Source organism: Ewingella sp. AOP8-B2-18 (assembly GCF_052376015.1).
Classification (GTDB): domain Bacteria; phylum Pseudomonadota; class Gammaproteobacteria; order Enterobacterales; family Enterobacteriaceae; genus Ewingella; species Ewingella allii.
Genome location: NZ_JBQSVB010000004.1, coordinates 171,592 through 196,630, shown reverse-complemented (window position 1 = coordinate 196,630; position 25,039 = coordinate 171,592). Strand labels below are relative to the sequence as shown.

The 25,039-nt window shown below is 54.6% G+C and carries 21 protein-coding genes and 1 other RNA gene; 12 read left to right on the top strand and 10 right to left on the bottom strand.

Going from position 1 to position 25,039, the window contains the following annotated elements:
- Positions 1 to 43 precede the first annotated feature (43 nt).
- The 3 genes from ACT3RR_RS10665 to manA form a co-directional block, all read right to left on the bottom strand.
- Positions 44 to 125: non-coding RNA, RtT sRNA (locus ACT3RR_RS10665), on the bottom strand.
- Positions 126 to 592: 467 nt separating this feature from the next.
- Complete coding sequence (locus tag ACT3RR_RS10660; RefSeq protein WP_496200279.1) at positions 593 to 2,146, bottom strand: YdgA family protein; 1,554 nt, start codon at positions 2,144 to 2,146, stop codon at positions 593 to 595.
- A 160-nt stretch (positions 2,147 to 2,306) separates the two neighbouring features.
- A complete protein-coding gene (gene manA / locus ACT3RR_RS10655) occupies positions 2,307 to 3,482 on the bottom strand; it encodes a mannose-6-phosphate isomerase (RefSeq protein ID WP_353502009.1) in 1,176 nt (391 codons plus the stop codon).
- Between the two features lie 268 nt (positions 3,483 to 3,750).
- Here manA and fumC point away from each other — a divergent pair, with 268 nt between their 5' ends.
- Complete coding sequence (gene fumC, locus ACT3RR_RS10650) at positions 3,751 to 5,145, top strand: class II fumarate hydratase (RefSeq protein WP_353502010.1); 1,395 nt, start codon at positions 3,751 to 3,753, stop codon at positions 5,143 to 5,145.
- A gap of 471 nt (positions 5,146 to 5,616) precedes the next feature.
- On the opposite strand, the gene tus is transcribed toward fumC, so the two are convergent.
- Complete coding sequence (tus, locus tag ACT3RR_RS10645; protein ID WP_353502011.1) at positions 5,617 to 6,570, bottom strand: DNA replication terminus site-binding protein; 954 nt, start codon at positions 6,568 to 6,570, stop codon at positions 5,617 to 5,619.
- 139 nt (positions 6,571 to 6,709) lie between these two features.
- Positions 6,710 to 7,945, bottom strand: a complete 1,236-nt coding sequence (locus ACT3RR_RS10640) for an MFS transporter (RefSeq protein WP_496200367.1) — start codon at positions 7,943 to 7,945, stop codon at positions 6,710 to 6,712.
- Between the two features lie 192 nt (positions 7,946 to 8,137).
- Here ACT3RR_RS10640 and ACT3RR_RS10635 point away from each other — a divergent pair, with 192 nt between their 5' ends.
- From ACT3RR_RS10635 to ACT3RR_RS10620, 4 genes are all read left to right on the top strand, one after another.
- Positions 8,138 to 9,043, top strand: coding sequence for a LysR family transcriptional regulator (locus ACT3RR_RS10635; RefSeq protein WP_486031007.1), 906 nt, complete (start codon positions 8,138 to 8,140; stop codon positions 9,041 to 9,043).
- A 153-nt stretch (positions 9,044 to 9,196) separates the two neighbouring features.
- Complete coding sequence (gene mlc, locus ACT3RR_RS10630) at positions 9,197 to 10,417, top strand: sugar metabolism global transcriptional regulator Mlc (protein WP_486031005.1); 1,221 nt, start codon at positions 9,197 to 9,199, stop codon at positions 10,415 to 10,417.
- A gap of 206 nt (positions 10,418 to 10,623) precedes the next feature.
- Positions 10,624 to 11,310: a dethiobiotin synthase gene (gene bioD, locus ACT3RR_RS10625; protein ID WP_353502014.1), complete on the top strand. Its 687-nt coding sequence runs from the start codon at positions 10,624 to 10,626 to the stop codon at positions 11,308 to 11,310.
- A 163-nt stretch (positions 11,311 to 11,473) separates the two neighbouring features.
- Positions 11,474 to 12,964, top strand: coding sequence for an MDR family MFS transporter (locus ACT3RR_RS10620; RefSeq protein WP_496200278.1), 1,491 nt, complete (start codon positions 11,474 to 11,476; stop codon positions 12,962 to 12,964).
- Here ACT3RR_RS10620 and ACT3RR_RS10615 read toward each other — a convergent pair whose 3' ends face one another.
- From ACT3RR_RS10615 to ACT3RR_RS10605, 3 genes are all read right to left on the bottom strand, one after another.
- Positions 12,965 to 13,906: an ABC transporter substrate-binding protein gene (locus ACT3RR_RS10615; protein WP_353503965.1), complete on the bottom strand. Its 942-nt coding sequence runs from the start codon at positions 13,904 to 13,906 to the stop codon at positions 12,965 to 12,967.
- An 11-nt stretch (positions 13,907 to 13,917) separates the two neighbouring features.
- Positions 13,918 to 15,015 (bottom strand): LLM class flavin-dependent oxidoreductase, encoded by a 1,098-nt coding sequence (locus ACT3RR_RS10610; protein WP_496200277.1) that lies wholly within the window; start codon positions 15,013 to 15,015, stop codon positions 13,918 to 13,920.
- Positions 15,016 to 15,155: 140 nt separating this feature from the next.
- On the bottom strand, positions 15,156 to 16,076 hold the full coding sequence (locus ACT3RR_RS10605) for a LysR family transcriptional regulator (RefSeq protein ID WP_496200276.1): 921 nt from the start codon (positions 16,074 to 16,076) through the stop codon (positions 15,156 to 15,158).
- Between the two features lie 192 nt (positions 16,077 to 16,268).
- On the opposite strand from ACT3RR_RS10605, the gene ACT3RR_RS10600 reads away from it, so the two are divergent.
- Positions 16,269 to 16,892, top strand: a complete 624-nt coding sequence (locus ACT3RR_RS10600; protein WP_496200275.1) for a cysteine dioxygenase — start codon at positions 16,269 to 16,271, stop codon at positions 16,890 to 16,892.
- Positions 16,885 to 18,504, top strand: a complete 1,620-nt coding sequence (locus ACT3RR_RS10595; RefSeq protein WP_496200274.1) for a rhodanese homology domain-containing protein — start codon at positions 16,885 to 16,887, stop codon at positions 18,502 to 18,504. The genes ACT3RR_RS10600 and ACT3RR_RS10595 overlap by 8 nt, the downstream gene beginning before the upstream one ends.
- Before the next feature lie 49 nt (positions 18,505 to 18,553).
- On the opposite strand, the gene ACT3RR_RS10590 is transcribed toward ACT3RR_RS10595, so the two are convergent.
- On the bottom strand, positions 18,554 to 18,820 hold the full coding sequence (locus ACT3RR_RS10590; protein WP_034790355.1) for a YjbD family protein: 267 nt from the start codon (positions 18,818 to 18,820) through the stop codon (positions 18,554 to 18,556).
- 148 nt (positions 18,821 to 18,968) lie between these two features.
- Here ACT3RR_RS10590 and ACT3RR_RS10585 point away from each other — a divergent pair, with 148 nt between their 5' ends.
- The 3 genes from ACT3RR_RS10585 (at position 18,969) to ACT3RR_RS10575 (ending at position 22,466) form a co-directional block, all read left to right on the top strand.
- Positions 18,969 to 19,520, top strand: a complete 552-nt coding sequence (locus ACT3RR_RS10585) for a GNAT family N-acetyltransferase (protein WP_486030995.1) — start codon at positions 18,969 to 18,971, stop codon at positions 19,518 to 19,520.
- A gap of 303 nt (positions 19,521 to 19,823) precedes the next feature.
- Complete coding sequence (locus ACT3RR_RS10580; RefSeq protein WP_496200273.1) at positions 19,824 to 21,671, top strand: hypothetical protein; 1,848 nt, start codon at positions 19,824 to 19,826, stop codon at positions 21,669 to 21,671.
- 129 nt (positions 21,672 to 21,800) lie between these two features.
- Complete coding sequence (locus ACT3RR_RS10575; RefSeq protein WP_496200272.1) at positions 21,801 to 22,466, top strand: peroxiredoxin-like family protein; 666 nt, start codon at positions 21,801 to 21,803, stop codon at positions 22,464 to 22,466.
- A gap of 22 nt (positions 22,467 to 22,488) precedes the next feature.
- Here the strand turns inward: ACT3RR_RS10575 and ACT3RR_RS10570 are convergent, their stop codons facing one another.
- On the bottom strand, positions 22,489 to 23,379 hold the full coding sequence (locus ACT3RR_RS10570) for a LysR substrate-binding domain-containing protein (protein WP_496200271.1): 891 nt from the start codon (positions 23,377 to 23,379) through the stop codon (positions 22,489 to 22,491).
- Between the two features lie 194 nt (positions 23,380 to 23,573).
- On the opposite strand from ACT3RR_RS10570, the gene ACT3RR_RS10565 reads away from it, so the two are divergent.
- Both ACT3RR_RS10565 and ACT3RR_RS10560 read left to right on the top strand, forming a co-directional pair.
- Positions 23,574 to 24,689 carry an ABC transporter substrate-binding protein gene (locus tag ACT3RR_RS10565; protein WP_496200270.1) on the top strand — a complete coding sequence of 372 codons (1,116 nt, stop codon included), beginning with the start codon at positions 23,574 to 23,576 and terminating at the stop codon, positions 24,687 to 24,689.
- 23 nt (positions 24,690 to 24,712) lie between these two features.
- A complete protein-coding gene (locus ACT3RR_RS10560; RefSeq protein WP_496200269.1) occupies positions 24,713 to 25,039 on the top strand; it encodes a hypothetical protein in 327 nt (108 codons plus the stop codon).

Genomic DNA, 25,039 nt, shown 5'->3' with positions numbered 1-25,039 from the left:
ACCGCAAAATGTCGCCGCTTAGGCGGTGCCTTCGCTTCAGGCTTACTCGGCCTCTGGCCTCGCCCTTCGGGTCGTTGCTTTGCAACGCTGTCTCGCTTCGCTCGGCTCGAGCCTTGGGTCTCGAACCGTTCGCTCAGCGCCATTTTTGAGCGCGGTTTTGAGGCTTTTCAACCGTGCCATTTCAGTGAGTTTTGCCTTACTCCCTCACCCTTATAAGTGGTAGGAGCAAAGCAAGTCAAACCACCTGAAACGGCACGGTGTAAATGCCAGTAGGTCGCGTTCAGAAGTGACGCCGAGGGAGTGGTTCGAGACCTTAGGCTCGAAGCCCGAACTGAGGGAACCGCCTAAGCGGCGACACTTCGCGGCAAACACCATGGCCGCTGAAACACGTCCATTCCGACCCTGCGCAGCCTCGATCTCACAACAAAAAAACGCAGGGTTCCAAGGGAGGCGCGTTTACGCCTCCCTTGGTCGGTGTGGGCCGACGCCCACGACCTTGACCTTGAAGTTGATTTAAAAAGATGCAATTGAATTAAAAGATACAATAAAAAAAGCCCACCAAAGTGGGCTTTTCACTAAACAAACGCAATTATTACGGTGTATTAGGCGCTACAGGGGCAACTGGTGGAGCCAGCGGGGAGGCTGCTGGAGCCTGGGTTTGTGGCTGAACCGCGTTGCCGCCGAAGATCCCAAACAGACCGGCGAACTCTTGCAGGGTCATCTTCTGGCCGTTCAAATCAACCTGATTGTCGGCGTAGTGGAAGCTGCTGGAGATAGCGTCGTCTTTCAGCGTAGTGATCTTGAACATCTGACCCATAGCTGCCAGACCTTGAACCTGCTGTTTAGCCAGTTTCTCTGCGTCATCGCCGGTATAACCTTCGATTTTCGCCGTCTGGGTGGTCAGCTCGGTGGCCATGGCCAGTGGGATGTTCAGTTTAGCGTCAAGCTTGCTCACCAACTGGGAAATCAGCTGATCTTCAGTCTGCGCCTGAGAACCGGCCGCCGGATCTTTCAGATCTAACTGAAGGGTGAAGGTACTTTCACCTTTGCTGTTCTTCCAGCTCAGTGGGTCGATACTGATGCTTGGATTGCCTTTCAACAACAGAGGCAGATTATCCACTAACAGCTCAGTAGCCTGCTGCTGGTAAACGGCCGGGTCAATATCGCCAGCCTGTGACAGCAACTGCTGTGACTGCTGGTTGTAGCTGTCGGAGAAGGCTTTCAGCGCGGCGGCGTCCAGTTTGTCGATTTTCACCGTCAACTTACCTGAGCCAAAATCGGTATTCTGAATCTTCAGCGCATCAATGGTGTAATCCTGCTGGCCTTTGATGTTGCTGCCTTCTTCGCTGAACTTGCTGACCAGCTTGAAGTTATCCAGAGAAGCCGCGTCTTTGCCATCAACATTGACTGCCACTTGTTTGATGGTCAGATTCTGATCGCCGATGCCCACTTTAGACGCGCCCTGATTGGTGTCGCTATCCAAAGAAAAGCCGTTCAGGGTCACTTTTTCTTGCTGGCCGAACTGGTTCTGAGAAGTGATGGCGATGCTATCGCTCTTCGCATCCAACTTCATCTTGGTCAGCTCTTTATCCACCGCGACATTGATGTCCGCGCCGCCGAACTGCAACTTGCTGTTGTTCTTATCGTAATCAACCGGAATGAAGTTGATTGCCGAAGAGCTGTCGCCGTTATAGGAAACGCGCGTATCGGCCGTCACCAGAGACTTGCCCTTAGTCACGTCAAACAGCGGTTTCAGCGTGGCGGTGTTTTCCAGTTCGCTGTGCACTGACGCCATGCTTGGGATCAGATTGAATTTTTTCAGCTGAGCTGCCGGGAAGGGACCGTGATCGATAGTTTCGATAAAGGAGATTTCATCACCGGTTTTCAGCGCGCTGGTGCCAGCAGCAGCGGCCGCGGCATCAGGTTTCAGAATGATGCGCACCTGGCTGCTGAACAGCCCACGGTGGTAGTCTTGATAGGAGACGTTAACCCCGGCTTTTGGGAAAGAGGATTGGATCTGGCTATTCGCGTTGGTCGCCACTTCAGCCATATGTTGTTCAATCATTTTGCCCGTATACCACGAGACGCCTGTCCAGGCCGCGCCAAGTACCACAATGACGCTTACAGCGACTAACGATTTTTTCATAGTTCTGTTCATCCTTAGATAATGTCCCGAAATAAAAAACGCCTTACGGCGCGATTTATTGTGGTGTAAGTGGGGCGTCAATGGCAAATTTTTCACAAAAATGAAGCATTTCGCCTCAACCCCTACTTATATTTACTGCTTGATTACATCACGTTCAGCATCAAAGCTTATTAAACACGCGTGCAATTCGGCCGTTGCCGCTCACTTCAACCGGCGATTCGCTGGCGGAAAGATAACCAGATTCCCCCGGCTTCAGCACCAGCGTCTCTTCACCTTTTTCCAACACCGTTTGACCTTCAATACAGAAGATAATCGCCGCGCTGTTTTGCGCCAGCGTTTGTGGCTCAGGTGACAAGCTGTGAATCGAGAAAGCAAAGTCTTCGACTGGGATCGGGAAGCTCAGCTCAGCGCCTTTTTCCACCGGCGAGGTTAAAAGCTCCCCAGCAGGTTTAGCAGTGAATTTCAGATTGTCCAGCAGCTCGGCGATATCAATGTATTTCGGCGTCAAACCTGCGCGTAACACGTTGTCCGAGTTCGCCATGACTTCCAGCGCCACACCGTTGAGATAGGCGTGCGGCGTTTCGGCATACAGGAACATGCCTTCGCCCGGCTTGAGGGTGATGACATTGAGCAGCAGAGGGGAGAACAGGCCGCTGTCGTCCGGATAGAATTCGCTGATGCTGCGGATGGTGTCCCAAGGCTGGCCTTTCTGGTTATTCAGTGCCGATTTCAACACGCCCAGCGCCAGAGACTTTGCCTCGCCTTCAAGGCTCAGCAGGCTGGCGAACAGGGTGCGCAGATGCTCTACATCGGGGTGCGTCAGGAATTCAGCAATATGCGGGTTAGCGCCAGAAACCGGCTGCAACAGCGACACAATTTCACGCAGCTCGCGGAAACCATTCATCGCCTGGAAAGGCGTCAAGGCATAGACCAGCTCAGGCTTATGGTTGGCGTCTTTATAGTTACGTTCGGCGGCATCAATCGGGATACCGGCGGCGTTCTCTTTGGCAAAGCCACACTCCGCCGCACGCTTGCTTGGGTGAACCTGAATGGACAGCGGCTGATCGGCGCAAAGCACTTTAAACAGGAAAGGCAGCTCGCCGAAACGCGCGGCGACTTTCGCCCCCAGCTCTTGCTCCAGGTTGGCGCTAATTTGACTGCGCAGGGCGATTTCCTGACCGTCGCTTCCTTTAACGTAGGAGCTGCTTTTTGGGTGAGCACCCATCCAAAGTTCAGCCATCGGCTTACCTTCAGGATTGGCAATGCCATAAAGGTGGGTTAATGCGTCGGTGCTGCCCCAGGCGTAGTTTTGTACACCGTTGTTCATTTTTTGCATATTTCGTCCTGAAATCCCCGTTATGCAGGGGATGATGTGAAGAAAATTACTGTGGCGTAGTAAACAATGAGCGCGGGCGGTTAAGCAACTCCTGATGATGAAAAAGTGCTGTAAATGCGAGAAATTATCAATTAGCGATTCTGAAACGCGATGCCTGACCTATACTCGACGAGTCGCCTAAAGAAGATCTGCGTGGCAGTTCCTGGCGGTAAACCTTTGCAAAGCATAAATATTAAATTTCACCAGAAACGTAATTAGGAGAAATATTATGGCGGCAACACGCACTGAAAAGGACTCAATGGGGCCTATCGATGTACCGGCTGATAAACTCTGGGGGGCACAGACTCAGCGCTCTCTCGAGCACTTCCGTATTTCCTCCGAAAAGATGCCTGAGGCACTGATCCACGCACTGGCGCAGACCAAACGCGCAGCGGCCAGCGTCAATCTGGATTTGGGCCTGCTGCCGAAAGAGCGCGCTGATGCGATCATTGCCGCCGCCGACGAAGTGCTGGCTGGCAAGCATCCTACCGAATTCCCGCTGGCTATCTGGCAGACAGGTTCCGGCACCCAAACCAACATGAACATGAATGAAGTGCTGGCTAACCGGGCAAGCGAGATCCTCGGCGGCGAGCGTGGAGAAGGGCGCAAGGTTCACCCGAACGATGATGTGAACAAGAGCCAAAGCTCGAATGACGTCTTCCCGACGGCGATGCACGTCGCCGCCGTCATTGAGCTGCGCGAAACGCTGCTGCCTGAGTTGAAAGAGCTGCACAAGACGCTGGCGGCGAAATCCGAGGCTTTCAAAGATATCGTCAAGATTGGCCGTACCCACCTGCAAGACGCCACGCCGCTGACGCTCGGCCAAGAGATCTCTGGCTGGGTGGCAATGCTGGCCCACAGCATGGTGCATATCGAAGCCAGTATCCCGCACATTGCAGAATTAGCCTTGGGCGGCACGGCGGTTGGTACAGGGTTGAACACCCATCCTGAGTACGCGGTGCGCGTCGCCAAAGCCTTGGCCGAAGAGACTAAACAGCCGTTCGTCACCGCGCCGAATAAGTTTGAAGCGCTGGCGACCTGCGACGCTCTGGTGCAAGGCCACGGCGCGTTGAAAGGCTTGGCGGCGTCGCTGATGAAAATCGCCAATGATGTGCGTTGGTTGTCTTCCGGCCCGCGCTGCGGCATAGGCGAGATTTCCATCCCTGAAAATGAGCCGGGCAGCTCCATCATGCCGGGTAAAGTGAACCCAACCCAGTGCGAAGCCATGACCATGCTGTGCGCACAGGTGCTGGGTAACGACGTGGCGATCAACATCGGCGGCGCGTCGGGCAACTTCGAGCTGAACGTCTTCCGACCAATGGTCATTCACAACTTCCTGCAATCCATTCGCCTGCTGGCCGACGGCATGCGCGGCTTTAACGAGCACTGCGCCGTAGGCATCGAACCCGTCCGCGACCGTATTACCCAGCTACTCAACGAGTCGCTGATGCTGGTTACCGCGCTCAACACCCATATCGGTTACGACAAAGCGGCTGAAATCGCCAAAAAAGCGCACAAAGAGGGGCTAACCTTGAAAGGCTCTGCGCTGAAACTGGGTTATTTGACCGAAGCCGAGTTCGACGAGTGGGTTAAGCCGGAGGATATGGTGGGGAGCATGAAGTAGGTTGTAAACTTGGGGCAGTTTTGGGGCCCCTTTTTAAATTCAACTTCAAATTCAAGGTCGTGGGCGTCGGCCCACACCGACCAAGGGAGGCGTAAACGCGCCTCCCTTGGAACCCTGCGTTTTTTCTTTTGTGAGATCGAGGCTGCGCAGGGTTGGAATGGACGTGTTTCAGGCACTTTAGTGATCGTCGCGAAATGCCGCCGCTTAGGCGGTTCCCTCGCTGCGGGATTCCAACCCGCGTAAAATAACACGCGGTTTTCCACCTCTTGCTCGGCGTCACTTCTGAACGCGACTTACAGGCTTCTCAACCGTGCCTTTTCAGTGGGTTTGACTTTGCTCCCTCTCATTTTTAAGGAGAGGGCTGGGGTGAGGTTTCCTGCAACCTGATCTGTTCCAGTAATTTTTTCTCAGGTTTGGTTTTTGCTCCTCCCCCTGAAAAGGGGGAGGCTGGGAGGGGGTATTGCAGCAAACTCAGCTCTCAACAACTTGATCAGCCGACCAATCCGTATATAAATGCAGCCGCTTTATTAGCAAGTTCAGCGACTGCGCTTCGGGCTTATATTTGTGCTTCACGGCACTCACATCGTAATCATGCAGCTCGCCAAGCTTGGGCACTTGCACATTGGGTGACTTCAAACAGAGGGCGATGAGGGGCAGTGGGCAGGGGTGCTGAACTTGCTTCTGGCTATTGCGATACCACACGCGGGCGATGGGCTGGACCTTTACCGGGCGCTTAATCTTCAAAATAGCATGTTCAGGAATGCGCTTTACGTCATTGATTTCACGAGTGACGTTATCCATCCACTGCTCACGGCTGTAAGGCGGCACAGAGCGACCGGCTTTCAGACTTTTGTCTAACTGGGCCAGAACATCATCGCGGCTGACATTCTTGATGATGTGCTTATTCGCCCAACCGAAGCGCACTGAATCCGGGTCATTCAAATAAGAAATGGTGCGGTAGGCATTCAAGGTAATCAGACCGCGCAGGTGAGTGTGCACAAATTCAAAACGCTGCTCGCGGGCAAGACCGGATTCCACGGTAACAATATGTTCCAGCTCGGCTTTCAGCTTATTCACTTCCTCTATCAACAGCAGGGCGGCCTGATGTTCTGCAGCATCAACGGCATAGCACAGCACGCCGGGCAGGCGGACGGCGGACTTACTGCTAACATTCTCCCCCTGATGGTGAATAAACAGATTCTGGAAATGCTGCAGCGCCAGCTGCTGCGCGGCTTCACCGACGTAAGGCGTCACCTGAATACGGTCGGCAGGGTTGTGCTCCTCGCCTTTGGCGATCTCCGGCAGGCTGAAAACCCGCGCCTGGATAAGCTCCAACTGCTTTAACAAACGGCTGAGATCGCCAAGTGCCAGTTCTAACTCATTGAAACAACTGTTCATTCGCCCAATTAGGTCGTAATTCGCCATACCGCCTCCATTTAGTTACAACATACAATATAGTCGAAAAGTGAAAGGGTGCACAACTCATCTTCTGAGACGTTTTTAAGGTTGAGGAAATTTTGTCTGGCAGAAAGAAAAGGGCGCGAACGCCCTTAGATGGAGGAAGTTACTTAACGGCGACTTGTCTAGATTCGGCGAGATGCATCAGACGGAAACCGACCAGCACGGCGACGGCAAGCATCAGGCAGATAAAGGTGGTGATGCCATTCCAGCCGAAGCTGTGCCAGAAATATCCGCCCAAGGTCCCGGCCACGCTGGAACCGGCGTAGTAGGAGAATAAATAGAGTGATGAAGCCTGACCTTTGGCGCGGCGCGCGCGGCGGCCGATCCAGCCACTGGCAACCGAGTGGGCCGCGAAGAACCCGCCGGTGAACAGCACCATGCCGATGAAAATGCTCCAGACAGCGGGCAAAGCGGTGATCAGAATGCCGACCAGCATCAGGCCGATTGACCCTAGCAGGACAGGGCCGCGACCATAAACCCCAGTCAACGCGCCCGCTTTCGGCGAGCTATAGGTTCCCATCAAATAGACCACTGACAGCACGCCAACCACCGCCTGACTCAGATGATAAGGGGTGCTGAGCAGGCGATAACCGATGTAGTTGAACATAGTGACGAAGCTACCCATGATCAGGAAACCTTCGAGGAACAGCAGCGGCAGGCCGCTATCGCGCCAATGCAGTTTGAAATTGATCGCCAGTTTGCGCGGCTTCAGCGAACTTGCTCTAAAGTGTTTCGAAGCGGGCAGAATGCGCCAGAACATGATGGCGGAGCACAACGCAAACACCCCAATCACCGCGACGGCCACCCGCCAGGAGAAGAAATCGGTCAAGACGCCGGTCACCAGTCGGCCACTCATGCCGCCAATAGAGTTACCGCTGATATACAGGCCCATCGAAAAGGCCACCACGCTCGGGTGAATCTCTTCGCTTAAATAGGTCATGGCGACGGCGGCCACGCCGCTGAGGGAGAGGCCAATCAGTGCCCGCATCACCAAGATGCCGTTCCAGCTCTGCATAAAGGCACAAATCAGGGTACATCCTGCGGCAAGCATCAGTGCCACCACCATCACCGATTTACGCCCCACGGCGTCAGACACCGGGCCAGTGAACAACAGGCCAATGGCCATTAATCCGGTTGAAGCCGACAAAGAGAGGCTGCTGGCCGCCGGTGACACGCCAAACTCTTGCGATAACACGGGCAAAATCGGCTGAACGCAGTAGAGAAGGGCAAAAGTCGCCAGACCGGCGGAGAACAGCGCCAGCGTCACTCGGATAAACTGCGGCGTGCCACGTTTAATAAAAGGTGTTTTGCTTAAAGGAGTGGTCGGCGTGGCGGGCATTAAGTCGTCATCGTTAACTGACAGCCGATCTTCATTGGGAGTGGCGGTTTTTCGCCCTGCGATGTTCACTGGGTTTCCTTAGCGAGAGCCAAATTAATACAAAAAAGATGTAAAAATTTTATCAGTGAGACATCTTTTGTCTAATATATTAATCTCTGTTGATTAAGACGTTAAACCTCTCAATGGGTAACTATGAATAACATTGAACTTCGCCATTTACGCTATTTTATTGCCGTTGCCGACGAGTTGCATTTTGGCCGCGCGGCGGAGCGCCTGCATATTTCGCAACCGCCGCTAAGTCAGCAGATTCAAGCACTTGAAGCCACGATTGGGGCTAAGCTGCTTAATCGCAATAATCGGAATGTCAGCCTGACCCAAGCCGGAGAGGCGTTCTTAAAAGAGGCGCGCCAGATCATCAGCCGCGTCAACGACGCTTCGCTGCAAGCGTCGAAAATCCATCAGGGGATTGCCGGCAATCTGACGCTGGGCTTGACCTCTTCCGCGCCGTTTCTGCGTCGCGTTCAGCGCACCATTCAACGCTTTCACCTGCAATATCCCGAAGTGAACATTCGGATAGAAGAGATGAACAGCACCCAGCAGATCGAACCTTTATTGGAAGGAAGGATCGACCTTGGGGTCATGCGCAATCGCCAACTGCCGGAGGTTTTGCACCATCAACTGCTGCTCTCCGAGTCGCTGGTAGCCGTGGTGCATGAGGACAATCCGCTGGTGAACCTTCCTGAAGGTGAGCTGACTTTTCAGCACCTGGCTGACCAGCCTTTTGTGTTTTTCTCCAAGGATTCGGGAACATCGATGTATGACGATATTCGCGCCTTGCTCGGTTCCCACGGCATCACGCCCTTTATTACTCAGGAAGTGGGCGAGCCGTTGACCATTATTGGTCTGGTGTCGGCGGGGCTGGGCGTATCGATTTTACCTGCGGCTTATTTGCGCATTCAGGTGGACGGCGTGCGCTATTTGCGTTTCGGCAAGCAGCAGGGAAACACGCAGGTTTGGATGGTCAATCACCGTCATCGCGAGCTCAGTGCGCCAGCGACCGCTTTTATGAAACTTATGATGCAGGATAAAAATCCGTGAAACCGCTGTTTTTACAGTCAATTCTTAAAGGGTTTTAATTCAATATGTGCACCAAATCACATAACGAATCAAATAGTTGACGACATATAGCAAAAACCCCACCATAGCCATTAATCTTTATTTTGAAGCGCGAAAAATAACGGAGTTTTTTCTGTGATCCCTGATGGGCAGCCTGGGCATATTGATCAAATAAAGCAAACGAACGTCGGTGCCGTATACCGGCTGATAGATCAGTTTGGACCCGTTTCGCGTATCGAGCTGTCGAAAAAAGCGCAGCTTGCCCCCGCCAGTATTACCAAGATTGTTCGTGAACTGTTACAAGCTCATTTGGTGCAAGAAACTGAGTTTCAGGAGCCAGGCAGTCGCGGGCGTCCCGCCATCGGTTTGGTGCTCGACACTAATGCCTGGCACTACCTTTCTGCGCGCATCAGCTTAGGGGCAATTACCCTCGGGCTGCGTGATCTGAGCAGTAAACTGGTGGTTGAAGAAGAACTGGCTCTGCCCGCCGCGGCGGATAAACCTCTGCTTGAACGCATTGTCGCTGAAATCGACCAGTTCTTTATTCGCCATCAGCGCAAACTCGAACGCCTCACCGCCATCGCTATTACCTTACCGGGGATGATTAACGCCCGCGAAGGGGTGGTGCATCGCATGCCGTTTTACGCAGACGTCGATGAAATGCCGCTCGGCGCAGCGCTTGAAGCCCATACCGGCCTGCCGGTTTTCGTGCAGCATGATATTGGCGCCTGGACCATGGCCGAAGCCTTATATGGTGCCTCTCGCGGCAGTCAAAACGTGATTCAGGTGGTTATTGACCACAATGTCGGCGCAGGGGTGATCACCGGCGGCCGCGTGCTACACAGCGGCAGCAGCAGCGTGGTGGAAATGGGCCACACGCAGGTCGATCCTTACGGCAAACGCTGCTATTGCGGCAATCACGGCTGTCTCGAAACCGTCGCCAGCACTGATAATATTCTTGAGTTGGTTCGCCAGCGATTAACTCAGGCGGTCAACTCCAGCCTGCAGGGCATTCCGCTGACAATTGAGGCGGTATGCGACGCGGCAAATCGCGGCGACCAGCTGGCCCGCGATGTAATTATTAATGTCGGCCACAGCGTAGGGCGGATCCTCGCCATCATGGTTAACTTGTTTAATCCTGAGAAAATATTGATCGGCTCGCCGCTTAATTTCGCCAAAGAAATTCTCCATCCGGCAATAATGTCCTGCATTCAACAGCAGTCTCTGCCGGCTTATAGCGAAAATATAAAACTCGAATCCACTGAGTTTTATAACAAAGGCACCATGCCGGGCGCGGCATTAGTCAAAGACGCGCTTTATAACGGCTCTCTGTTAATTAAACTGCTACAAGGTTAATTATTGGTATGAATTAGCCTTGTAGGTTTCCCGCCAATATAATAAAAATCCTAAATTCAAACTTCTGTTTGCCAGTGGACAAAACATTGCGCTAACGCAAATCGTTATCGATTGGTATCGCCTAGACTTTCCCCTGTACATTGTCTCAGGCGCACTCGCCGGAGATAAATCCTCAGTTAAACGGAAGATCCTGGAGCCAACATTCCATGTTAACGCACTTTTTCGTCACGGGTACGGACGCTCGCGTAGGTAAAACCATCGTGACGCGTGCTTTGCTACAGGCTTTAGCCGCGCAGGGGCACTGCGCATTGGGCTATAAACCGATTGCGACAGGGAGTCAGGAACTGGCAGATGGCATTCGAAATAAAGATGCCGTGATACTGCAAAATTCATCTTCTATTTCTTACCCTTATGACAAAATAACGCCGCTGGCACTGTTAGATGAAGATATTTATGCCAGTAATACGCCAGATAATGTGTTTGAAATAATGACCTCTGGCCTGAAGTTTATGCGTCAGGGCGGTGATATTGTGGTGGTTGAAGGCTGTGATGGCTGGAGAACCTTGATCACCCCCGATCGTTTTTATTCTGATTGGGTTCGTCTGGAAAATATTCCGGTTATTTTAGTCGTGGGTATTCAAGAGGGTTGCGTGAGCCACGCCTTATTAAGTGCTCAGGCTATTAATACCGATGGGTTATCGTTAGCGGGCTGGGTCGCCAATCGTATTAACCCTTGCCTTGCGCATTATCAGCAAACAATTGATGCCATTAGCCATAATATTTCAGCGCCGCTGCTGGGGGAAATTCCCTATTTACCGCGCGCTGAATCTCGCGATATGGCGAAATATATCGATTTATCCCTGCTGCCTATTGGTCATAGCAAGACTGCCTGATTCATTGCAGTGAAAGTGACCACTTTTCGCCCCGCCGGATGGCTCTCATCCGGCGGGGCTTTTTCAATTTCGTTAGCACGCGACCGATAAACCTTCCCGCAATCTCGCTGATATACTGCAAAATTCATTCTCGACTGAAACATAAGAACAACAGATTAAGCCTATGAATCAGACTGCTTTCGTCCCCTTAGTCAGCCACAAGCGCCGCCCCCTTATACTGATCGCCTGCATGTTGTCGATGTTTATGGCGGCAGTCGAAGCCACCATTGTGGCGACCGCCATGCCCACCATCATTGCCGATTTGGGCGGGTTCTCGCTGCTTGGCTGGGTGTTTGCGGTCTATCTGCTGACTCAGGCGATCACCGTGCCGATTTATGGCCGACTGGCAGATTTATACGGCTGCCGAAAGGTGTTTTTCATTGGTACTACGCTGTTTTTGATTGGCTCGGTGCTCTGTGGCTTCTCGCCGTCTTTGCCGTGGATGATTGGCTTCCGCGCCTTACAGGGTCTGGGCGCCGGAGCGATCACCCCGATTGCCACCACGCTGATAGCTAATGTATATGGCCCGCAGGAGCGCGCCAAGGCGCAGGGCTACCTTGCTAGCGTGTGGGGCGTTTCAGCGATTGCCGGTCCGCTGCTCGGCGCGTTTATCGTTTCGCATTTCCACTGGGCGGTCATTTTCTGGGTCAACGTGCCTTTAGGGCTGTTAGCCATGGCGATCCTGTGGCGCTTTTTACCGGCGGAAAGCCAGCGCAAGCAGCACATTCTGGACTTGGCCGGAACCACTTATCTGACCTTGTCGGTCGCCTCGCTGTTACTTGCCATGCTGCAAGCTGAGGCTTTTGGCTACTGGGCCTTAGCGCTTGTTGCCTTCGCGCTGTTCACCGGCTGGCTGCTGGTTCGCCAAGAGCGCAAAGCTCCTGAGCCACTTTTCCCGCTGGCCCTGTGGCAGAGCAAAGTGATTATCGCCGGGAATATTGGCGGGCTGGTGATTGGTGCCACCATGATGGGCATTAGCGCCTTTTTGCCGACCTTCGTGCAGGGGGTGATGGGCGGAACGCCACTAGAGGCGGGCACCACGCTGGCGCTGATGTCTATCGGCTGGCCGTTGGCCAGTATGCTGAGTGGCAGAATTATGCACGCGACGTCATACCGCGCTACGGCGATGATCGGCGGTCTGCTATTGGTCAGCGGCAGCCTGATTTTACTGCTGTTATCGCCATCTTCCGGCCTGTGGTGGGCGCGATTAGCGGCCTTAACTATCGGCGCGGGGATGGGGCTGTGTAACACCACGTTTTTGGTTTCGGTGCAAAATGCCGCCGAGCCAGCGATCCGCGGCATTGCCACGGCGTCAACGGTGTTTACCCGCATGCTCGGGTCGGCCATTGGCACGGCGCTGCTTGGCGCAACCTTGAACCTTAATCTGGAAAAACGCCTGCCGAATATCAGCGATCCGGTGCAGCAGCTGATGGAAAAAAGCCAGCGAGCCAATATCGACTCCACCCAGCTCGGCATTATTACCGACAGCGTGGCGGCGTCACTGCATTGGGTGTTTATCGTCGCGGCGGTGATTTCGGTGTTTGCGCTCGCCGCCGGAAGATTAATTCCGGCGGGAGAACGCCCGGTGGGCGCAGCGCAGCGGGAAGGGCAGTGATTAAGGCTGTTTGACCTTAAAGCTTTCGTCGAAGGTGTTCTTCACCTCCAGCTTGACCGGCAGTAAGCCCTGATCATGGTAGAAATCAGCGGTTTGTTGCTGCTGGGTTTGAGTCTCTTCATCGATGGATTGCCAGTAAGATTTACGGCGTTCGAAGGAGAGACGAGCCGCAGGCAGCGGGAAGCCGATAATTTTGGCTAACTGCTGGCTGTACTCATCCAGATGCTGATAGGCCCACACTTGCGAATCGCTCAGGCGCTGCAAGTAGTCAGTAATGGCTTGGCGCTTGGCGTTATCTTTCAGCGCTGAATCGGTGGCGGCCAGGAAGCTGTTGCCAGACCACAGTCCGCGCCCATTCACCACTACCCGCAGATGATCCTGCGTTTCGGCGAAGGCGGTGTAAGGTTCCCACGTCGCCCAAACATCTACTGAACCCTGCGTCAGCGCCAGCTTGGCGTCGCTCGGCGGTAAGAAGCGGAAGGTAACATCTTTGGCGGAAAGCCCGGCCGAGGCCAATGCCTTCAGCGCCACAAAGTGACCAATAGAACCACGGTTAGTGGCGATGCTTTTACCTTTTAAATCCGCCGCTGTTTTGATTAGGCTGTCAGGCTTGACCAGCAGCGCCGTGCCGTAGGCGTCTGATTTATCCACCGCAATGGCTTTCACCTGCGCCCCGGCGGCTTCGGCAAACAGCAGCGGCGCGTCGCCAATGATCCCTACGTCCACGGCCTGCGCGTTGAGCGCTTCGGCGAGAGGCGCGGCGGCGGGGAATTCCGACCATTCGATTTTGTACGGCAGGTTATCCAGCTTTCCCGCCGCTTCCAGCTGGGCGCGCATATTGCCTTTCTGGTCGGCGACGCGCAGCGTCACTTCATCGGCCCACGCCAGATTTACGCTGCCCATCAGGGTGGTGGCAACCAGCAATTTTCCCAATGATTTCATTATGGTCATTTTTATACCGTCGATTCGTGTTGAGGGTGTTTTTGAGCCAGACGCGCGGCGATTTTTTTGCGCGTTAGCGGGATCAGCTCTTTGCCATATTCCACTGCGTCGTTGAGTGGGTCGAAGCCGCGAATTAAGAAGGTGTGGATCCCTAAATCGTAATATTTCAGCAGGGCGTCGGAAACTTGCTCCGGCGTACCGACCAGCGCGGTGGAGTTTGAACCGCCGCCAATCAGCCCGGCAATGCCGGTCCATAGACGCTCGTCGAGGCGATCCCCCTGAGCCACGGCGTTGAGCAGCCGCTCGGCGCCGACGCTTTGCGGTTTTGGCGCCTGAGACTGGCCATTGCGGGCAATCAGCGCGGCGGCTTTTTCGCGAATAGTTTCGGCCTTGGCCCAGGCTTCTTCTTCGGTACGGCCGAGAATAGGGCGGAAGGAGATGCTGAATTCAATCTCGCGCTGATGGCGCGCGGCGGAGGCTTTCACCGCCTGTACCGTTTCGGCTGCGCTGGCCAGCGGCTCGCCCCACAGGGCAAACACATCGGCCTGCTTGCCCGCCACGCGGATGGCGTCTTCCGAAGAACCGCCGAAGAACACCGGCAAATGCTGATTGAAAGGTTTGATGGCCGAGAAGGCGTTTTCCGCCTGATAAAACTCCCCTTGATGGTCAAAGCCTTTGACCGAATACCACTCGTTTTTCAGCACATCGATATACTCGTCGGTGCGTGCGTAACGGCCGGACTTCGGCACAAAGTCGCCGTCGCGGCGCTGTTCGGCGTCGCTACCGCCGCTGATGATATGCACCGCTAAACGGCCGTCGAGCAGGTGATCGAGGGTCGCCAGCTTTCGCGCCGCAAGTGTCGGGGCTACAAACCCGGGGCGATGGGCTAACAGGAAGTGGATACGGGAAGTGTTAGCTCCCGCGTGCGCGGTGACTAAAAAGGCATCAGGTTGGTCGGAGGCGTAAGCCACCAGAATGCGGTCAAATCCCGCATCCTCGTGGGCTTTGGCGAAGTCGGCGATATATTTCTTATCGAATATTGGCCCCGTCGCGGGAATTATTTCGGAGGCCAAACGATGGCCGATCATACCAATGAATTGCACGCTCATGGGCTGTCACTCCTGGTTGCATAAGTTGCCAGCGCATAGGCGATGGCAGGAGCGTATTACCTTAGACAGCCTTTTACTATGTTAGAAATTAATTTTTATCATAAGTTAATATAAAAATTGTGCATTAAAAGGATTGGATATTATGCCTGCGGCTGATCGACAGCCAGAGGGGCGAGATCCAGCCCTTGGGCGATGGCCGCCGCGAAGGCGTCAATGGCCGGAATTTGGCTGGCGGGCACGTTCGGGTACACCAGCCACAGCTGGCTGCGCGGCGCGAAGTCCTGCAAACTGTAAATTTGCAGCTGCGGACGCAGGGCGTGGCGCTCGACCAAGGCGCGAGGCATCAGCCCTAATCCGCGACCTTCGGCAATCAGCGACAGCTGCAAGGTGACGCCAAACGCCTCGAGATTCAGCAGCAGCGGCAACCCCTGTTCCGTCAGGGCGCGTTGCAGCGCGGCGCGAAAACCACAACCTTCCGGATTCAAAATCCAGCCACGCTGATAGCCTTCCTCCAGTTTGCGCAATGGCGGCACCTTGGGGTCATTCGGCCCAACCACCACTAAATCCACCGAACCTAACGCCTGACTTTCTAAGCCGGAAGGGAACTGCTTGCTGGCGGGAAACAGCACCACCGCCGCCTCCAGCTCCTGACGCTGAACCCGCAGCAACAGCTCTTCACCCCAGCCGCTGGAGAGGCGCGGCTGCACCTGCGGGAAGTCGGAAGACAACATTTTCAGCGCCGGCAGCAGGCTGGTTTCACTCAAACTTTGCGGCACGGCCAGACGCAGCAGTCCGGACGGCGGGTGGTCCGCCGCCACCAAATCGCTCAGGGCTTCTACTTCACGAAGAATGTTGCGGCACTGCTGGAAGACGCGTTTACCCATTAATGTCGGCTTGAGGGGTTTGGTCTGGCGATTGAGTAGCGCGATGCCCAGAGATTCCTCGAAGTTCTGCACCCGGCGGGTGATAGCGGGCTGGGTCAGCCCTAACTCCTCGGCGGCGAGGCGGGTGGATTGCAGACGGATCACTGCGACGAATGCCGTCAGATCTTCTATTTTCATAAGTGGAGCAGTCCCTTTAAGTCGCGTCTTCGAAGACGACAATCAGTCCAGCATAAAGCAAATCTTGGCCCTAAGTCGGCACTCACAGCACATTTTTATGTGTGATTTGCATATTAGCTTATCCATAAAATGAATTTTGCTTGGTCAGTGGCGATGCTAGCCTGCAAAAAGGGCTTATCTTAAGAGGCAATTATGACAATTCGACATTACGCGCCGTTACGCGAGTTTTTGGCGTCGCTCACGCGATTAGTGAGCGAGCCGCACGAGGAGCAGGAGGTGCTGGCGCAGGGGGCGGAGCTTTTGGGCCAACTGGTGGCGAACGACGTCTGGCTGGATGACGAATTTGCCGTGCCGCATCCCGACCATTACCAGCAATATCTGCTGTATGCCGACCCGCTGTCGCGCTTTTCGGTGGTGAGCTTTGTTTGGGGACCGGGCCAAATCACGCCAATCCACGACCATCGCGTGTGGGGGCTGATTGGCATGCTGCGCGGCGAAGAGATCAGCCAAAACTATGTGCGAAACGGTCTGGGCAAGCTGGTGCCAGAAGGCCAGCCGGTGCGATTAACGCCGGGAGCCGTCGAGAAAATCTCCCCGTCCGAGCTGGATATTCATCAAGTCAGCAATGCGTTTAGCGACCAGGTTTCGGTCAGTATTCACGTTTACGGTGGCAACATTGGCGCGGTGTCGCGCGCGGTTTACCTGCCGGACGGCCAGCAAAAAACTTTTATCTCCGGTTACTCCAATCGCACCTTGCCCAATGTCTGGGACCTGTCGAAAGAGCAACATCTATTGAAAGAGAAACAACATGACTAAAACTTCGTCCACGCCCTTACGTCATTTCGCCGAACTGCGCGACGCGCTGCTCAATCAACAAGAAGTTGCCCTGATCGATTTGCGCGAAGAGGCCGCCTTTGCCACCGGGCATCCGCTGTTTGCCGTCAATCTGCCATTATCCAAACTGGAGATAGAAGCACTGGATCGCCTGCCGCGCCGCAACACGCCCATCACTTTGTACGACAACGGCGAGTTTTGGGACGAAGAACAGGGCATTCGCAAAACCACCCGCGCTCTGGCGACGTTCAAGGCGCTGGGCTATCGCGATATTGCGCTGTTAGCCGGGGATTTGGCGGGCTGGCGCGAAGCGGGCGGCGAAATCTTTATTGATGTGAACGCGCCGGGCAAAGCCTTCGGCGAGTGGGTTGAACACCATTATCACACGCCATCGTTCAGCGCCGAGCAGGTGCAGGCGCTGCAACAGCAAGGGGCGGACATCGCTATTCTGGATGTCCGCCGCTTCGACGAATTCAACACCATGAGCATTCCCAACGGTGTCAGCGTGCCGGGCGGCGAGCTGGTCCTGCGCCTGCGCGACGCGGTGCCGAACCCGCAAACGCAGGTGATTATCAACTGCGCCGGACGCACCCGCAGCATTATTGGTACGCAATCGCTGATCAACGCGGGCATTCCTAATCCGGTGGCGGCGCTGCGCAACGGCACTATCGGCTGGACGCTGGCGGGGCAGGCATTGGCTCATCAGCAACAGGCCAGCTTCCCGCCGCTGAGTTTCTCTTCAAAACAGGCGGCGGCAGAGAGTGCCCAAAACGTAGCCCGTCGCGCCGGGGTGAAATACATTTCAGCCGAAACGCTGGACGAGTGGCAGCAAGACAGTTCCCGCACGCTGTATCTGTTCGACGTGCGCACGGCTGAAGAGTACGCGGCGGGGCATTTTCCCGGCGCGCGCCACGTGCCCGGCGGGCAATTAGTGCAAGAAACTGACCACTACGCCAGCGTGCGCGGTGCAAGAATTGTGCTGGCAGATGACCAGCAGGTGCGCGCCGAGCTGGCGGCCTCTTGGCTGGCCCAGATGAACTGGGAAGTTGCGGTGCTTGACGCCGCGGCGGCGGATTTCACCGAGCAGGGTCACTGGCAGGCGAAAACGGCGGCGGCTCCGGCTGTCGAAGAAGTGCTGCCCGCCCAGCTACAGCAGTGGCTGGAGGAGGGGAGTACTGGCGTGATTGACCTGACAACCAGCGCCAACTTCCGCAATCGCCGCATTCCGGGCGCGCTGTGGACCACTCGCGCTAATATTGCGCAGGCCGTGCGTCGCCATCCGGCGGTGTCACGCTGGGTAGTCACCTGCACCAGCGGGCTGTTAGCACGTTACGCTGTCACCGAAGTGGCGGCGCTCACTGGCTCTCCGGCCTATCTGTTGCAAAAAGGCACGGTGGGCTGGATTGATGCGGGTCTGCCGCTGGAGCTCGGCGACTCTGTGTGGATTGTGAATGCGCAAGATCGCTACCGTCGCCCCTATGAGGGCACCGACGTCAGCCCGCAGGCGATGCAGGATTATCTCGACTGGGAGTATGGTTTAGTGGCGCAGTTGGAGAAGGACGGGACTCACGGCTTTAAATTATTACAGGCTTAGCGGGGAAGAATCAGGGCTCAATCACTGAGCCCTGTAAACAAAATGTCAATCAACGACGGCCGCGTGGATGCGTTCTGGCGGTCCAGTCGTAGGTTGCCGTCGAGCTGGGTACAGCTTTCAGACGACGCTTCTCGGCGCGCGCTTTAGCGGCAACTTTCTCTTTCTCTTCCATCAATTTATCAATGTAATTGTCTTTGATGCGGTTGGTTTCTGAATTGGTCAGATCACGACCTTGAGCTTTACGGCTCTGGTCAAGCAGCGTTTTAAGTTCGCGCTGTTCGCTTTCCGTCATATCTTGCTGGGTAAGTCTTTTCATTGTGCTGCATCCGTGTGAGGAAAGTGACCTTCAGTGTAGCGCCTTTTCGGCCCCTTTCATCTATAAGATTTACTTATTATCCAATTCGTCACTGCAGGCATATTCTTTTGTTTAACAATGAAAATGTTAGCTTCTGAGAGAACAAAACATGTCTGTTTTAATGCGCGATACCATCACTCTGCATGATGCAACCATAGCCGACATGGTTCAGGTTCAGGCGATTTACGCTCACCACGTGATCCATGGCATTGCCTCTTTTGAAACTGAGCCGCCGACGCTTGACGAAATGCTCACCCGCCGCGAAAAAGTGCTCAGCCAAAATATGTGCTATCTGGTCGCCAAACGGGATAAACAGGTGTTGGGTTACTGCTATCTGGCACCTTATCGCCCGCGCTATGCTTACCGTTTTACCTGTGAAAGTTCGGTCTATATCGCCGAAGGGCAACAGGGGCTGGGCATTGGTAAAAGGCTGATGCAGGAAGCTATCCGCCGCGCCACCGAGGGCGGCTGGCGACAGATGATTGCCAACGTTGGCAATAGCGAGAATTTAGGGTCTATTGGCCTGCACCAATCGCTGGGTTTCCAGACCATCGGCACCTTAAAAAGCGTCGGCTTTAAGCATGGCCGCTGGGTGGACACCGTGCTGCTTCAGCTGGAATTAGGGGAGGGCGATGTGACGCTTCCTTCACCTGCCGTTTAATCCTCCAACTCACGCCTTCTCCCCCTGCGACTGAAGGCGTAACGCCATACCCTGCTAAATTTACTAGGTTTTTTCGCTTTAACTTCCACCCTTGCAATACTCTCCGTGACAGGAGATCTGCATTATCTTCTGCACATCCCTCGCCAGGCTCACCACCCTCTGGGCGCCTCATTGCTACCCGTTTTCAGCTGCCGCACGGCTATTACCGTTGTGTCAGGGACCAGCAATCAACGCATCATCGCCTCGAAGCGAGAAATTTGAAAACGTAGAGGTGCTCACTCCAAACATCAATAAGGAATCCCTATGAAAACGCTCAATACTATTTCTGAATTGCAAAACCAAGATCCACAAGAAGATATGAACGTATTTGTAAAAGGCTATTACTCGGCGGGTGACGGCGGCGGCGGGCACTATTATTGGGACCCGCCAAGCAGTCAATCGGTGAATCAGGGCACGGTAATTGGCTCTGTCCACAGCTCGAGCGGGCGCTGGCTGCTGCTCGATCAGGATGTGGGCGATTTCCGCACCTTCGGCATTTTTGATAATACTATCCCCGCCGATGATGCCCTCGATGCCTTAGTGAATGACGCCGCGTTCAGTCAGATTTATGCCTACTCCGACCTGCTGTTTCAGCGCCGACATCGTTTTACGCGTTCAGACATCACCCTCGACTTCCAAAATCACACCCTTTATACCCACGGCATTGAGCCTACCGGGCCAGACGATCCCTTTGCCGCCGTGATGTTCTTTCAGGGCGGACTGGTCGGCTCGGCCATCACCTTCACACTCACCAATACCTTGCCCGAACTGACGGATATCTTCCCGGTCGGTGACTCCACGCAATTTAAGGTGGGGGATTGGTTCGCCGTCGAAGTCAAAGCCATCAAGGGTTCTGCCGAGCGCGAGCTGCAAAAGTTGGTGAAAGTGATCGCCATTATCGACCCAACGCATATTCAGGTGGGTTATGCCAACGGCTGGGAACTGCAGCCGGGGCGGGTGATTAGCTGGCAGAAGGTTGAGCCAGTTCATCACGTTACGGTGCAAAATCTGCAATTTATCGGTGCCGGCACCGACCAGCTGACCGGCAGCCATCCTGTGGCTTTTGAATACGCCATTTATGCCAACGTGCAGGGCATTCACTCTACTGGCTCTTTCTGGCCGGTGGTGATGCGACGCTGGAATACCTATTACTTCACCAAACAGTGTTCACTGATGAACCCGCCGAACACCGCCTACGGCGGCGCGGGTTATCTGACCCAGCAAATTTACTGTCTGTACGGCCACGTCAGTGACTGCAACGTCGCCAACGCGCGGCATTTAAATGACTTCACCGGCTCGGCCTATTGTCTGGTAGAAAACTGCCACGCCAACGGGCAAAGTGCCGAAAAGGGGCCATTCGTCACCCACGGCCAGTATGAGCATGACCTGACCTACACCGGCAACTCCGGGCTGATGACCTTCGCCAACTCCGGCGCAACCTGGGGCGGCAGCGCTAAACGCATTAATGTGCGCAAACAGCTTTGCCCGTGGTTTGTGGCGCAGTCCAGCGTGAGCGAACTGACGCTGGAAGACGTGGTGGTGATCGCCGACCCGGCAATTCCCCAGTCCGGCATGTTGTGGGTCAATGTCGATGGTCTGCACATGACGGGCTGTACGGCGGATCGCGCGCTGAGGATCAGTCAGGTGTCGCGGCGCTCGGCGCGCAAGAATGTGATTCAGCAGTGCCAGTTCTCTTTGCTGGATGACAAAGCGCCGGTGGTGAGGGTCAACGTCACCTCGCCGATCGTCTTTATTGATACGGTGTTTAAAGGGATCAACGGGCATCCGTTCGCCAGTACCGCGCCGCTGAGCTTTGTGCGCTGCGACTTCGTGGGTGATGTGACCAGCACGCCAATCCTCCTTTCTTCGACCCAACTGACCTTTGATAGCTGCCGGATTGATGGCGGCCTATTGACGTGGCAGGGGAGCGGGGCGGCGCAGTACAACATTTTTGCCTCAGTCTTCACCAATAGCCGCCTCGACTTCACGGCCTTTAACCCAGCGACCAGCTCAATGATCGCCGTGAATAATCGGCTGAAAAGCACCGCCGTCATTGCCCAGCCTGTACCCGCTGATAATGTGATTTTGCAGCAAAATATCACGCTTCTATAACCGCCAATGCATGCCTGCGATGAATAGGTCTTATTCATTGCAGGCCTCTACCTCGCCTTGCCGCAATCGCTCAGTATCTCCTCCAGACGAATCTTGTCGATTCGAACTCGTTATCACTGGAGATACCCGATGTCACTTCAAGACAAACTCGACGCTTTTAAAGCAGATTTTCTTGCCGGAAAACCGCCTTACAACGCGCCGCCGGAAATTCACCCGATTATGGCACGGGCGACGGCGGAACTGATTGCCAGCGGGCAAGCGGAAAGGGCAGTTAAGGTTGGCGATCGCGCTCCCGCTTTCTTGTTGCAGGATGAAAATAATCAGCCCATTTCCTCTGCCGAATTACTGGCCAAAGGCCCGCTGGTTGTGACCTTCTATCGCGGGGCTTGGTGCCCGTATTGCAATATGGAGTTGCAGGCTATCAATGAGGTGCTGCCAGAGATTCAGGCGCTGAATGGTAGCGTAGTGGCGATTTCGCCGCAGACGCAGCCCAATAGCCGCAAGGTGGTGCGTAATAACCAGCTGAGTTTCCCCGTCTTGAGTGACGTTAACGGCGAGATTGCTGCAGCATTTGGCCTGCGTTTCCGCCTGCCGGACTACTTGATTGAGCTTTACGCCAATCTGAAAAACGATCTGCCACTGATCAATGATGATCCGAGCTGGACGCTGCCGATGCCCGCGCGCTACGTCATTGGGCAGGATGGCGTGGTGCTTTATGCCGAGATAAACCCGGATTACACCCAGCGCCCGGATCCAAGCGAGCTTCTGCCGGTGCTTAAGCTGGTTGCCAACTAATATAACTCGCGCCGGAGTCGGTTTAGTCGAGCGGGTTTAACACGTTTTCGACGAAAGCCACAAAGGCGCGGGCCTTGGCGGAAACCAGTCTGCCCGAGGGAAAAACCGCCCACAGATCAACAGGCGGTAGCTGCCAGTCGCTCAATACGATCTGCACCTCTCCCTGAGCCAATTCCGGCGAGAACATCCACTCTGACGTCACTGCTAACCCAAGATGAGACAGCAGGGTAGTGCGCATTCCTTCGGCGGCGCTGACCCGAACTCGGCCCGAAAGTGATACTTCAACATGCTGATCTTTCTGACGAAAACGCCAGTTTTCGCCACCGCCGCGCTGTGAATAGATAATGGCCTGATGCTGGCTGAGTTCCTGCGGGGTTTGCGGAAATCCGGCGCGGGCGAAATAGGTAGAAGTACCCACCACTCGGCGCGGACTTTGCGCGATGCGTCGCGCGGTCATGCCAGAATCCTGCAACGCGCCCATTCGCAGTGCGACGTCCATCCCTTCGACAATCAAATCAATGTTGCTGTCGCTCAGGCGCAGGTCGATATCCAAATCGGGATGCTGCTCTAGAAAACCGGGCAGCTTTGGTAAGATGTGCATACGGGCGAAAGTCACCGCCGCGCTGACGCGCAGAGTGCCAGACAGCCCGGCAGAGGCATCGCGCACCGCCTGTTCGGCCTCATCGGCTTCTATCACCGCGCGCTTGGCGTGCTCGTAAAACCGCTGGCCGACGTCGCTGGGTGTAAGCCCGCGAGTCGAGCGTAGCAGCAGGCGAACGCCCAGCCGCTCTTCCAGCCGGGCAATGGTTTTGGATATCGCCGGTTGCCCAAGATTGAGCTGCTTGGCCGCCATGGAAAATGACCCCGCTTCAACCACGCGAATATAGGTTTCCATCTCAATTAATCTGTCCACTGCGCCGCTGTCCTTCAGTTCAAATGCCGGGGAATAGAGTTACCGCACCTTAATACCAGCACAAGCTAGCAGGGCGCAATAGCATTTATTCCTCACAGGAATAAATGCCGAAAATGCCCTCAGATGAGAGTCAATTGCGGAATTTAACGATAATCATTATCATCTTTTCCCTGCCCATTTGATCCCGAGACGTTATGCGTATCACCTGCCGAATGTTGTTGCTAGCCAGCCTATTAGCCCCGGCGCTGGCCAGTGCTAAAACTGTTGTAGATATCTCTAACCGAACTGTAGAAGTGCCCGACAACCCGCAGCGCATCGTGGTAGGGGAAAGCCGGATGCTCTACACGCTGGCGCTGGTCGAGGATGGTAATCCGGCTAAAAATATTATTGGCTGGCCGGGGGATATGCAGAATCTCGACCCGCAAAGCTGGCAGCTGTATGTCAAAGCTTTCCCGCAAATCGCCCAGATCCCGCAAATGGGCAAAAACAATTTCACCCAGTTCAATGCTGAAAAAGTGATCGCACTGAAGCCGGATTTAGTGATTTTGCCGCGCTATGCCAAAACGCCGACCGACGAAGACCAAATGCTTGGCCGTCTAACGCAGGCAGGCATTCCGGTGATTTATGTCGATTTGCGCATTGACCAGCTCAACAACACCATTCCGAGCATCAAACTGCTGGGCGACGTGCTGAATAACCCGCAGAAAGCCGCACGCTTTATCGCCTTCTACCAGCAACATATGAACCTGATTAAAGAGCGGATTGCGGGCTACCACGGCAAGAAAACCACCGTGATGTTGCAACTCCAGCTTGGCCGCCGTCAGACCTGCTGCACCACGGTTTCTCATGGCAATCTGGCTGACTTAGTGGCCTTCGCCGGTGGCGACAATATTGCCGGAGGCATTTTCAAAAGCGTTTATGGCCAGATGAACCCGGAGGCGGTGATCGCCGCCAATCCTGATGTCTATATCAGTACTGGAATGGGCACGCCGGACGGCAAGTCGCAAGGGAATATCCAGCTCGGGCCTTTGGTGTCGCAGGAGCAGGCCGAAAGCAGCTTCCGGCAGGTGATGGACCAGCAGCCGCTGCTTGCCAATTTACAAGCAGTCAAAAATGGCCGCGCTTACAGCGTCTGGCATAATTTCTACCTTAGCCCTTATCATATGGTCGATGTGGAAGTGTTCGCCAAAACGCTCTATCCGCAACTGTTTGCTGACATAGACCCACAAAAAACCGTCAAAGCGATCTATGATCAGTTCTTGCCGATCCCGTTTAGCGGCACTTACTGGAGCCAGCTTCCGGCTAAGTAGAAGTTAATTTACAAGGAGTTACTATGAAGTCTTTATCATTGGTGCTGTTGACTGGCGCACTTTTACTCTCAACTCAGGCTTTGGCCTCAAGCTCGGATGCCTGGGCGCAGCATGACGCCGATGTCAAAGCCGCCTGCATCAAAGCCAGCGGGTTGAAGAATGTGAAACCCTTGGGAGATATCGTGCTTTTTGAGGACAACGTCGGTTCGGCGCTGTTGTTGGAAGGAACTATTCCGAGCAAAAACAATAAGGTGCAGCGTGAGCGAAAACTTTGCCTTTACGAGCGCACTGGCGAACATAAAGTGCATATCACCAACGCTGACACCTTAATTGCGACTAAAAAGAAATAA